Consider the following 11,911-nt stretch of genomic DNA (forward strand, 5'->3'; position numbering starts at 1 on the left):
CGATCACTAAAAAAATGCTTCCTCCGCCATTGCAGTGGAGAACAGCCGAAGGAAGAGCTGAAACGCCGGATAAAATAGTTACTGTCACTGAATCCGCAGGAGAGACCTATTTCAGTAATACTGGCGTCACTGGACTGAAGCAGACTGATTGAACGTTCCAGCCGCATCCGGTTCAGATACTCCATGGCAGAGCATCCTACCGTATCAATAAATAGACGGCGCAGTGTCGATCTGGATACATGCAGGATTTCACAGAGTTCATCTACCGTCCATCGTCGCTCCAGTTCACGCTCCATTTTACCCATAAGTGCAGCGATTCTGTAAAGACCAATTGCCTCGGGTGCAGTGAGCGAAGCATAATTCCTGGAAAAGAAAATGAGAATATCGTTGAACTGCATCTGCAGGGAAAACCTGTATCCGTCCCTGCGTTCACGCTCCTCGCGGAGCAGACCGTCAACTCGACTTCTCAACTCAGCCCAGGAGCCGGGAGGCAAAGTGAGACGGCTACGGAACTGATGCTTGCTTCGTAATTCCGGTTCGAGAGTAAAAAAGGCACGGAATCCAGGAAGCGATTTGAGTTCGGACAGACCTGGATCAAGTGCTTCCGGAAGATAAATCAGGTTTACCAGGGCTACATGCTTAACATCCTCAAAGTGATGAGGCACCCCTGGAGGAATATGGAACACGTCGTAGCGATGAAAAGGAAGCCGCTCCTCCCCGATGATATGATCACCTTCCCCGTCAAGCACAACAACTATCTCTCCGAAGGGGTGTTCATGATGACGGTAGGTCAGATCAACCCCGCGATGAACCGGATCAAAGGGACCATGATCAAAGTTGGTATTTACTCTGACTGCAGCATCATTCTCGCTGAAAACCTCGCGAAGGCTGACGTGATATGCTTCCATCACCATTATGAACTAAACGTGCTATTTTTACGTGTTAATGTCAAGGAAATGTTTCTACAACCAGGGTATATATGTCATACAGGAGTTATTAATGAATATGAACAACACATTCCCGGAAGATTTTCTTTTTGGCACTGCAACAGCTTCCTATCAGATAGAAGGCGCGGTGAATGAGGGCGGACGAGGACCTTCGGTCTGGGACACTCACTGTCATAAAACTCAAAAAGTACTGAATGGAGATACAGGCGACATAGCCTGCGATCATTATCACCGCTACAAGGAAGACATAGAACTGATTGCAGGGCTTGGTTGCCAGGCTTACCGCTTCTCTATTTCCTGGTCTCGACTGATCCCGGACGGTGATGGAGATGTAAACCCGGAAGGGATTGCATTCTACCACAATCTGATTGACGGCCTGCTTGAAAAGGGGATACAACCCTGGATAACCCTGTTCCACTGGGATCTTCCGCAATCGCTGGAAGACCGCTACGGCGGATGGCAGTCAAGAAAAACGGCAGAAGCATTCGGCAGATACGCCGGTATTGTCGCGAAGGAATATTCAGCCAAGGTAAATCATTTCTTTACCATGAATGAGTTCGACTGCTTTACTGATAAATGCTATTACAGAGGTGACTTTGCCCCGGTTCACAACCTTTCTGCAAAAGCTGCTTTTATGGTGCGACACCATGCCCTGTTAGGTCACGGAATGGCGGTGAAAGCACTCAGAGAACATGCAGTTCAGGAGATAAAGGTCGGACTGGCCGAGAACCCAAGCCTGACAGTTCCTGTAATTCCAAGTGAAGACAATATAGCGGCTGCGAAAACAGCCTTCAGGAAGATCAACGAAAGATTTCTCTCACCTATTCTGGACAAAGGTTACTCCAGCGATTACCTCGAGCAGTTCCAGGATGATACGCCTGAATTCGAAACCAGTGACTTTGATTATATCTCCGCTCCGCTGGATTTTATCGGCATCAATATGTACACCCCCTGCATAGTAGAGGCAGACCCTGAATCCAGACACGGATTTCGCAGAATCCCTTTCAGCCGATCACACCCCGGAATGCATGTAAGCTGGCTCAAAGTCGGCCCAGAAATATCCTACTGGGCGAGTAGATTCCTCAAGGAAATCTGGGATGTACAGGAAATTTACGTTTCCGAGAATGGTTGTTCCGGAGGTGATGAAGTAGTCATTGACGGTCAAATCAAGGATGCTGACAGAATATTCTATTTGCGCCATTATCTGTCGTGGGCAAGCAAGGCAGTCAACGAAGGACTGCCACTGAAGGGATATTTTCTCTGGAGCCTGCTGGATAACTTCGAATGGAATCATGGCTACAGCGAACGCTTCGGACTGGTTCATGTTGATTATGAGACACAGAAACGCAGTCCCAAGCTGAGTTATGATTATTACGCCGGAATTATAAAATCCCGGCAGGTATTATAGAATCAACCATAGAGGAGCCGCATATCCGGCTCCTCTGTGCAGTACCAGTGTACCCAGATATATGCATGCTGAAAGGCTGCTCCCGCAAGTGCGGCACGGGAATCCAGCAGCAAAGCGATTGCCCAGAGCAGCAGGAACGCGAAGGTGTACATCGCATTGGATGAAAAACGGAAAATTCCAGCACGCACCATCGGCATATCCAGAAAACGCCTGCGGAAATGGTCTCCGCCGAGGGCACGCTGCAGCCCGAAATGCCTGAAAACCGACCAGAGTGCATATAAGCCAGGAATTAGCAGAAGAAGTCCAAGCGGCAGGCTTATCCAGCGAGGAATTCCTATTCCTGTATCTGAAGCCCGCGAAAGGCCGACTAGTGTCAACGGCCGCAATGCGAGCAGCGGCAGAAAAACAAATCCCCATACCAGCAGATCCAGACTACCGAAAATCCTGGAAAGAACCTGGTACATCAGCTGCGCCCGGAATACCAGGGCAACAATCAGCTGGTGAGTAAGTACAACAGCAATCATAAGATACATCCATGACTGATCCGTCAGACCCATGAAGGATCCGGTATTCAGGGCAGGACCGGCAAGGTATATTGCGCCTGAACTCATCAAAAATGCCATTAGCAGGTGTCTTGGTTGCCCGCTGACGAAATAGCCTGTCGGAGCATGCTGCAGCACAATACAGTCCTCCGGCTCCGGCAGCTGCCAGAGCCAGTACAAGGCAGCAATAGACCCGAAAAACCCGAAAAAGAAATAAACAAAATGAAGCCAGATTACATTATCTGCCCCAAGTATGGCTGCCTGAATCAGAATCCAGGCAAGCAGCACGATTGAAGCTGCCAGACTTACGAGCCCTCCGCGTCTGTCAGGACAGCACCTCAGAATTAACCCCGAAGCAATACTGCCAAATCCAAGAACAAGAAGAAGAAATAGTCCGGGAATAAAAAACGAGGTAAACGGGCTATTACGAAGCAATGATGGATCAATACCGATTGCAGTTCCAGTCGGATCAAGCAAAGCTGCAATTCCGCCTCCTACTGCACCGATACCCACAAAGACATGGAGCCCGACAAGCAGCTTCCGCAGCAGCCTGGTAATATCTGTATTCATGTATCAAGTATAAACCGTAATCAGATTCCCTGAAAGCTGAGCCAGCGTGAAAAAAGAAGCGGAATCTCTATCAGTCCAAACATCTGCAGCAGTGCAGCACATAAAAACAACAAGGCCGCAGCAAGGCGAAGAATTCCGATCGCAGCAGGTCTTTTGGCGGACTGACCGGTATTCGCATCTGCCGGCTGATCCTGTGACATCTGATCCGGCGCCTGGCCCTGTACTTCCTGATCCAGTGATTGCACGACTGAACGACGACGCAGCAGCGGCAGCCCAAGCAGCACAGCAGGCAGCAGGAGCAGCAGTGAAAAGAGCAGTCTGCTTGTCAGCGGATTTATCTGGTGCCAGTTATTCAGTCTGAATCCTGCCTGATAGAACCATGCTGTCATCCTCTGAAATCGGCCGGTCATAATGAGCAGACCAACAACTACCAGTACAAGACCGCTGATCCGCTGAATACTCAACATATGACGCTTCATCTTTTTCAGTACCGACTCCGCGCGACCCAGAAATGCACTGGTCAAGAGGAATGGTACTGCCAGACCGAGTGAGTAGGCAGCAAGCAGAAATGAGCCTCCCGCAATATCTCCGGTACTGGCTGCTATTGCAAGAATACTCGCCAGAATCGGTCCGATACACGGTGACCAGCCGGCAGCGAAGGCCATACCAATCATCACAGAGCCGGCAGCACCGCCAGGAGAGCTTTGAAAATGATACCGCTTCTCGTAATTCAGGAAGTTCATGAAATGAAAAATCATGTTCAAACCGAAAAAGACCACAACCGCGCCTGCAGTAAGATTGATCCAGCGGTTTATTCCGCTGAAGGCGATGGCGGTTGTAGTGAATGCAATTCCAAGGAGTACAAACACCAGGGTAAAACCGAGGATAAAACCAAGGGTTCTGACTATAAGCTGTCTGCGGACAACAGCATAATTTTCCTGTCCCTGAATTACGGTCTGTCCACCGATAAATGATATATAACTGGGAACCAGAGGAAGCACACAGGGACTGGCAAAACTCACCAGTCCGGCGGCGACTGCCAGAAATATATTTATAGATTCAGGCTGCATAATAATTCTCCAAAAAATATTTTTCCACAAGCTACATCAGCTGACGAAACAAGGTCCGGTAACGCTCACCATCGTAAATGTGGGTACCAATTTTACCTGCAACTACATTCCCCTCGGTATCAATAATATATGTAGTCGGTATAACCCTCAGACCATACAACATACCTGCGCGTGCCTCATAATCCATGAGCACTGGAAAGCTGTAATTCTCTTCAGTGATATACGAGGAAACCACATCATCCCGCTCCTGCTGATTAATCGCCAGAATTACAAAATCCTCATCCTGCAGATCCTGGAACAAGGCTTCCATGGATGGCATTTCGATTCTGCAGGGACCGCACCAGGTGGCCCAGAAATTCAGAAATACCACCTTACCTCGGTAATCCGAAAGAGAGACGAGCTCATCGCTCCCAAGCAGTTTGAGATTAAAATCAGGGGCCGGGATTTTATCCTCAAATACTGTCATTCCGATTGACCGGAGAGTGGTTCTGGCAGCCTCTCTGTCGGGTTTGACCTCTTCACCGGATTGTGTCTCAGCATTCGAAGTTGCCTCAGACACAGAAATCGCCTCAGTCACAGGATTAGTCTCGGGATCTGATGATTCCCGATTTCCTCCGGCCCACATAAGGAAGGGAGCCACCAGGAACAATATCAGCGGTAAATAATATATTTTCTTATTCATATATAACCCCATCACTAATACAGTAGAGAAATCAGATTGCGGAGTCAAGCAATCGAAGCGTTATTTCATGGTAAATTACTAAACTATTGACAGTTGCAGGCTGTTGGCTTCTATTGCGGATTTAAGGCAGGCAAATTCGTTAAGCGGGAGATCTACTGTAAAAAACCGACGTCCCATATCATTCAGGTAGTGGGCATCAGAATCACAGATAATCGGAAGATCACGGATGCCGATAGGAGGAGGAAGCCGGATCAACTCAACAGCGCTGAATTCCCCGGATGGCAATGCGCCAAGCTGACTGCTGACACTGGTGCTGCTGCGGTCAATGTGGGCGGGAATGCACATACCTCCTCGCCTGCTGACTTCATCAGCCAGCTCTGTCAGCCCGATATTCATGGAGCCACTGGTCAGATGCAGATCAATCTCTCCGATTATCATTTCATTCTCGTCTACAATAACCTGATCACCCCATTTCTCCGGCCGGTTTTTTACAGACCTGTACAGGGGAAAGAGATCGATGTCCAGGGCTGTGATTCCGGCTAATTCACCAAACAAAGCCAGGACATGAAGCTCCTCGACAGTGGTGATCTCCATACCGAATACCGGTAGGATCCCCAGTTTACGGCACCAGTGCTCAAAGGCAGGACAGTTTGCGCTCGTATTATGATCGGTCAGACCCAGAATCCCGATTCCCAGCTCGACAGCACGCTCAGCCATAGCGCGGGGGGACATCTCGAGATCACCGCAGGGACTCAGGCAGCTGTGGTTATGCAGATCTGCCCGTAATATCACAATAATGCCCCCAGAGCACAACTAATCTGAAATTGATTCAGTTCTGTGCGGAACAGAGGAATTTCCTCTGCCCTGGCAGCAGCAATCATTTCTTCCGGAATAGGTCTGCCGCTGGCGATCAGAATCGCAGCCGCTCCCACCAGCGTCGCTACTGCAACAGTATTGGTGTGAGCCTGAATACTGATCAGGGCAGCATCATCGGGACAGTTACCCATAATATCACTCAAAAGGTCCGAGGTGAAACCTGCAGCTATTTCAGTGTCCTCATAAGGTTCATACATAGACTCAAGCTTGAGCTTATCCGCCATTTGTGTCGCTGTCAGCATCCGATCCCCCACTTTCCGCATCAAAGTGCGGAATAAATATCGTGATTGAAACATTAGTTCCGCTGCCGATCTCGGATGAAATCGAAAAATCATCGGAGACTCTTCTCGAATTCGGCAAACCCATGCCTGCACCAAAGCCAAGGCTGCGTATCCAGTCATTGGCTGTGGAAAACCCTTCCTCTAAGGCTGCTTCCACATCCTCAATCCCCGGCCCGCGGTCAATAGCCTGAATATTTACCCTGTCATCATGAAAACTGAAGAGCATTCGTCCGCCGTCACTGTGGTTCACCTGATTCATCTCAAGTTCATAAGCAGCAACGGAAATCCTCCGCACCGTTTTGCGGTCTATGTTTTTGGATTTCAGCAGCTTCTTGATTTCAGTTGATACCCTGCCTGCATTCTGGTAATCGAACTTGCGGACAATATATTCACGGTGAATGGTATCAGGCGGTAGAATCGGATTCTGGGACAGTACCTGCCGCTCAAGATCCTCCAGCTCCTTGTTCATTTCGACGATGAGCGAATTGGTTATGTCACGGTTTGTAATGATTCCCACCAACTCTTTTTGAGGATTCACTACCGGAAACCGCCCGAAAGAGTATTTGTCAAAGTATGATATCCCGAAAGACAAGGGCATATCGTCCTCAAGAACTATCAGACGCCGGGTCATGTGACCATCCGCCCTGTCATCAATAGTACCGTTCTCGAGAGCCGTAATAATATCATCCATACTGATTATTCCTGCCAGACGACGACCGTCTACCACAGGAACACCAGTTATCGAACTCTCCTTCATTATAGCCTGTATCTCCCGAAGACTGGTATCCGGCTTTGCGGTAAGCAGCTGCCGTGTCATGGCATCACGGATCTTCAGGCGATAGATCAGTTCTAGCACCACCGAAGGTGCCGTAAGGGTGTTGATCGGAATCTGCTTATGCATGAGAATCCGGATTTACATCCAGCTTGAGATATCCCCCCAGCAGAACCGAGAATTCAAAACAGGGGAGTTCAGTCCCGATTATCGGGATACCAAGTTCCGTAGCCAGTGAAAGCAGTCCCGGCTGAGGTTTTTTTCCATTCACAAGCACAATTCCTAGCGCACCGACAATATCTGCAGTTCTGGCAACCTGATCGGAAGTGAGCGAAGTAATCAACAGAAAATCCTCATGGTCTACCGTCAGAACATCACTCATCAAATCGCATACCAGCACCTGTGTAAAATCGCTATCCAGCAGATCTGCTCCGGAATAAATCCTCATTTCCAGTGCTTCCTGCATTCCCCGGAGGGATGATTTCTGTAATTTCATTGTGCTAGTATACAGCAGGATGCCGGGAATTAAAATAGTTAACACCTGTGTAAACACAGGTGTTAATATCTCTTGTGGTTCACATGGAAACATAATACCGCTACAATGATTTCATGAGAACATTAATAATTAAATCATCCATACTGCTTTTCAGTATCATTCTGTTCGCCTGTTCATCGGTTCTTGTTACTGCAAGCGGTCAGCGCGAGTCTGCCGGGAGCATGGCTGCAGAAGAATCCCTTGTTCCGGTACAGATTCGACTCGGAGGACTAAACGGGCCCACTTCAGTAAGCCTCGCACCCTATATTGTTGACCCTGCCCGGCTGGGTGAAGCACACCCGACCAGCATCGAGACATATGCCAGCCCGGATCTTATAATCAGTCAGTTATTGGCCGGTGAAGTTGATATTGCCGCTATTCCCAGCAATCTGGCTTCTGTACTCTATAACCGGGGAGCCGGTATACAGCTGCTCGGCATAAGCGGAGAAGGCGTGCTCTACCTGGTTTCCGACAAAGCAATGAGCTTCGAAGAAATTGCAGGCAAAACGGTCCACACCATCAGCCGCGGAGCGACCCCGGATGTCATGCTGCAGGCTATGGCTGCCCGATACGGGCTCCTGGCTGGTGAGGATTATGAGATCAGATATGCTGCAGATCAGACCGAACTTGCCCAGAATCTCATAGCCGGCCGCGTCAATCTGGCAGTTCTCCCCGAACCCTTTGTCAGCCGGGTAATTCAGGGCAATCCCGATCTACAGATTGCAGTTGATCTACAGGATGTGTTCAGGGCCCAAACAGGTCTGGACTATTATCCCATGACAGCTATTGTTGTCAGCAAGTCATTTGCTGAAAAACACCCCAGGGCGGTCAGGGCTTTTACAGACGATATGTCATCTGCCAGAACATGGCTCGATGCCAATATCGAGGAAGCAGCTGCTGCTGCCGGCGCACAGATCGGAATGCCGGCAGCTATTCTGAAAGCCTCTTATCCGAGGTTAAATCTTACCTGGATTCCTGCCGCTGATGCACGGCAAGAGATTGATACCTATCTGGGTATATTCTACGACTTCAACCCTGCCTCTGTAGGCGGTTCAATTCCGGCTGCTGATTTTTATTTCCAGGAATAATCCATGATGCAGCGAGTTTCCCGGAAACATGTAAGTGCAGCAATCGGTATTACCATACTGCTGCTTTTCTGGGCCCTCGCTGCGGCCGCAGTGAACAGGGAAATACTTGTCCCCGGTCCACTGCGGGTTGTTGCTGAACTTCTTTCTATTGCTTCCAGGAGCTCAACATACCTCATTATATATGGAAGTATTCTGCGATGGCTGATCAGTTTCATGCTGGCGCTGTCAGCAGGCATTATTTCCGGGTCACTTGCCTACCGATACCCGGATTTTTCTGACGGCATCCGCCCTCTTGTAATCAGTATCCGCTCTATTCCGGTTATCGCGATTATTTTGATTGCGCTCGTCTGGCTGCCTTTGAATCATGTCGGTGTGCTGGTAGGGCTGCTGGTTGCCTATCCCCTGATTCATCAGGGAGTGCTGGATGGATTACGCAGCGTTGATGTCCGCCTGATCGAAATGTCGGATATATTTCACGTTTCATTTCTCAGAGCTGTCAAAAGGATCTATTTCCCGGGCAGCCTGCCAGTAGTTCTCTCGACCATGATCAGCGCTGTAGGAATGAGCTGGAAGGCAGTTATTGCTGCTGAGGTCCTCAGCCAACCCCGGCATGGTATCGGCACAGCGCTACAGACCGCAAAACTCTATATTGATACTCCAGCGGTATTCGCCTGGACCATTATTGCAGTATTGCTGGCAGCACTTGTGGACGGCTTGTTGCTTGTAGCCGATCGCAGACTGTATCATCACAGCAGCAGGAAGATACCTGTCGGGAAAAAGAATATTCCACATTTTGTACCGAACAGTTCCGAAATTTTCCCTTCATGGAAAACCCAGGAGCTGCCGGCCCTGCATGCGGAGAAACTCTGTTTTTCTTACGGCTCGCTGAAGGTATTCCATGAGCTTGATCTTGAAATAGAAGCAGGAAAAATCACGGTTCTATTCGGGCCATCCGGCTGCGGCAAGACTACACTACTCCGCTTGTTTGCCGGCTCCCTGCACGCTGAAAGCGGCAGAATATTCCGTACACCGAATGACAGAACTGTTCCCCCCAGATACCAGACAAGTTTTATTTTCCAGGACCCAAGACTCCTGCCATGGGCTAACCTGGAACAGAATCTTGAACTTGTATGTACTATCCACCCCGGCAACAAACGGAAGTACGTCTGCAGAGAAATTCTTGAACAGATCAAATTACCCCTTCCCCTTGCCTACCCTGATCAGCTGAGCGGTGGCATGCAGCAGAGACTGAATCTTGCCAGAGGCTTTCTGCATCCAGCAGGCTTACTATGCCTGGATGAGCCATTTGCCAATCAGGATCGAGCCACCAGAGACGAACTGTTGAAACTCAGTCTGGAACTGCAGCAATTCCATGGGTCAACAATGCTTTGGGTCACTCACGATCCCCAGGAAGCAGTTTCAGTTGCTGATCGGATTCTGATTTTCGGAAAACCTGATTCACTCGGCAGTCGAATCGAAGCTGACTACCATTTCACTGGTCCTGAAGATCCAGAAAGACAGAAATTCGCGCTTTTAATATCGAATTGTTAGGCTCTCCTAATTCGATAAATATTTATTGATTAACATTACCCCGCATGATAGACTGTTGCCGGATACGAGCAGTATCCGAAAATATATTTTGGGGGTAGTACGTGGCCACGGAAACTACAGAAACACAGGAAGACTTGAAGCTGTCCGATGAGCTTATCTCCTTCATCGATACCTGGAAAAACAAACGCGGGAACCTGATCATGATTCTTCATCGTGTTCAGCAGGAACATGGATTTGTTCCCAGGAAAATCGCAGTCGAGCTAAGCCGCTATATGGATGTACCTTTAGCTAAAATCTACGGAGTACTCACTTTCTATCACTATTTCAAACTGGAGAAACCAGGTCGGAACCGTCTCGCTGTATGCATGGGAACCGCATGCTATCTGAAGGGCGGACAGGATCTTATTGATGAGCTGGAAAACCTGCTCGGCATCGGTGTGAATCAAACATCTGACGACGGAGAGTTCTCTATTGAGGCTGTTCGCTGTGTGGGTTGTTGCGGTCTGGCACCGGTACTCATGGTCGGAGATGAAGTGTTCGGAAAAATCAAGAACGATCAGCTCCCTGAAGTTATCGCAAGGTTCCGCGGTAAATAGCTGGAACAGGGGATTCCCTCAGGAGGGTTTATGCACTGGAGCATCTGCGATTTTATTGCCGACATAGCTCATAATGCCCTGCACGCAGAACCCGACACTGTGGAAATCCGAATTATAGAAAATCCGGAGCAATTCTGTTTTACAGTATGCGACGACGGATATGGAATGACGCCGGAACAGCAAAAGCGGGCTCTCGATCCATTTTATTCGGATCGAAAGCATCACCCTGATCGAAAGGTCGGGCTTGGACTGCCGATGCTGGTGCAGACGATAGAATCGACTGGCGGATCATTCAAACTGGAATCAAAGCAGGGCCAGGGAACCTCCGTATATGCGGAGTTTTCCAGAAACAATATCGATACCCCTCCAATCGGGGATATCTGCAGCACAGTCTGCAGTCTTCTTATGTATGGCAGCGGACCGGAATTAATTTTCTATAGGTCTGTACTACATAAAGGAGTAAGCCTTGAATATCAGCTTAGCCGTAATGAGCTGATCGAAACGGTCGGAGACATGAACGATATTGTGAATATAGGAATGGTGCAGACATACGTCCGGTCACATGAAGACCGGGTGAAAGGAGTAAACAATCATGGCAGCAATGAGCCTTGAAGAACTGCGTGCATTACGCGACAAGAAACGACTTGAACTGAACCGCCGCAAGGTGGATGAGAAAAGCGTAGAAGTTATAGTAGGAATGGGTACCAGCGGAATAGCCGCCGGTGCGAAGGATACCCTGCAGGCTTTTATCGACCAGCTGAATGAACATTCCATGGAGAATGTGGTTATCCGCCAGACAGGATCACTCGGACTGGATTATGCCGAGCCGACAGTCGAAATCAAGATGGCGAGTATGCCGGATACCATTTATGGTCGGGTTACCCCCAAGGTTGTGACCCAGATAATCGAGAAACACATTATGAACAAAGAACTGGTTGACAAACATGTGTATGACCGGCCAGCACCCGACATGATGGAGACAAAGGAGTAATC

14 protein-coding genes are annotated in these 11,911 nt (G+C 49.0%); 6 read left to right on the top strand and 8 right to left on the bottom strand.

Annotated elements, in window-relative coordinates:
- Nucleotides 1-908: helix-turn-helix domain-containing protein (locus ACYQ2L_RS11475; RefSeq protein WP_460055672.1), on the bottom strand; the 908-nt coding region annotated here is incomplete at its 3' end.
- A gap of 91 nt (nt 909-999) precedes the next feature.
- On the opposite strand from ACYQ2L_RS11475, the gene ACYQ2L_RS11480 reads away from it, so the two are divergent.
- Nucleotides 1,000-2,355 carry a GH1 family beta-glucosidase gene (locus ACYQ2L_RS11480; protein ID WP_460055675.1) on the top strand — a complete coding sequence of 452 codons (1,356 nt, stop codon included), beginning with the start codon at nt 1,000-1,002 and terminating at the stop codon, nt 2,353-2,355.
- Nucleotides 2,356-2,357: 2 nt separating this feature from the next.
- On the opposite strand, the gene ACYQ2L_RS11485 is transcribed toward ACYQ2L_RS11480, so the two are convergent.
- From ACYQ2L_RS11485 to ACYQ2L_RS11515, 7 genes are all read right to left on the bottom strand, one after another.
- Nucleotides 2,358-3,467 (bottom strand): methyltransferase, encoded by a 1,110-nt coding sequence (locus ACYQ2L_RS11485; protein WP_460055678.1) that lies wholly within the window; start codon nt 3,465-3,467, stop codon nt 2,358-2,360.
- Nucleotides 3,468-3,487: 20 nt separating this feature from the next.
- Complete coding sequence (locus tag ACYQ2L_RS11490; protein WP_460055680.1) at nt 3,488-4,537, bottom strand: cytochrome c biogenesis CcdA family protein; 1,050 nt, start codon at nt 4,535-4,537, stop codon at nt 3,488-3,490.
- 31 nt (nt 4,538-4,568) lie between these two features.
- On the bottom strand, nt 4,569-5,219 hold the full coding sequence (locus ACYQ2L_RS11495; RefSeq protein WP_460055683.1) for a TlpA disulfide reductase family protein: 651 nt from the start codon (nt 5,217-5,219) through the stop codon (nt 4,569-4,571).
- Between the two features lie 78 nt (nt 5,220-5,297).
- A complete protein-coding gene (locus ACYQ2L_RS11500; RefSeq protein WP_460055686.1) occupies nt 5,298-6,011 on the bottom strand; it encodes a PHP domain-containing protein in 714 nt (237 codons plus the stop codon).
- Nucleotides 6,008-6,337: a hypothetical protein gene (locus ACYQ2L_RS11505; protein WP_460055688.1), complete on the bottom strand. Its 330-nt coding sequence runs from the start codon at nt 6,335-6,337 to the stop codon at nt 6,008-6,010. The genes ACYQ2L_RS11500 and ACYQ2L_RS11505 overlap by 4 nt, the downstream gene beginning before the upstream one ends.
- Nucleotides 6,309-7,277: a CBS domain-containing protein gene (locus ACYQ2L_RS11510; RefSeq protein WP_460055690.1), complete on the bottom strand. Its 969-nt coding sequence runs from the start codon at nt 7,275-7,277 to the stop codon at nt 6,309-6,311. The genes ACYQ2L_RS11505 and ACYQ2L_RS11510 overlap by 29 nt, the downstream gene beginning before the upstream one ends.
- On the bottom strand, nt 7,270-7,644 hold the full coding sequence (locus ACYQ2L_RS11515) for a hypothetical protein (RefSeq protein ID WP_460055693.1): 375 nt from the start codon (nt 7,642-7,644) through the stop codon (nt 7,270-7,272). The genes ACYQ2L_RS11510 and ACYQ2L_RS11515 overlap by 8 nt, the downstream gene beginning before the upstream one ends.
- Nucleotides 7,645-7,757: 113 nt before the next feature.
- Between ACYQ2L_RS11515 and ACYQ2L_RS11520 the strand changes: the two genes are divergently transcribed.
- From ACYQ2L_RS11520 to ACYQ2L_RS11540, 5 genes are all read left to right on the top strand, one after another.
- Entirely contained in the window at nt 7,758-8,771 is a 1,014-nt protein-coding gene (locus ACYQ2L_RS11520) for an ABC transporter substrate-binding protein (protein WP_460055696.1), read from the top strand.
- Between the two features lie 3 nt (nt 8,772-8,774).
- Nucleotides 8,775-10,322: an ATP-binding cassette domain-containing protein gene (locus ACYQ2L_RS11525; RefSeq protein ID WP_460055699.1), complete on the top strand. Its 1,548-nt coding sequence runs from the start codon at nt 8,775-8,777 to the stop codon at nt 10,320-10,322.
- Nucleotides 10,323-10,423: 101 nt separating this feature from the next.
- A complete protein-coding gene (locus tag ACYQ2L_RS11530; RefSeq protein ID WP_460055701.1) occupies nt 10,424-10,918 on the top strand; it encodes an NADH-quinone oxidoreductase subunit NuoE family protein in 495 nt (164 codons plus the stop codon).
- Between the two features lie 30 nt (nt 10,919-10,948).
- Nucleotides 10,949-11,530: an ATP-binding protein gene (locus ACYQ2L_RS11535; RefSeq protein WP_460055705.1), complete on the top strand. Its 582-nt coding sequence runs from the start codon at nt 10,949-10,951 to the stop codon at nt 11,528-11,530.
- Entirely contained in the window at nt 11,511-11,909 is a 399-nt protein-coding gene (locus tag ACYQ2L_RS11540) for a (2Fe-2S) ferredoxin domain-containing protein (protein WP_460055708.1), read from the top strand. Before ACYQ2L_RS11535 ends, ACYQ2L_RS11540 begins: the two co-directional genes overlap by 20 nt.
- Nucleotides 11,910-11,911: the final 2 nt, after the last annotated feature.

The organism is Spirochaeta dissipatitropha, from assembly GCF_054657935.1.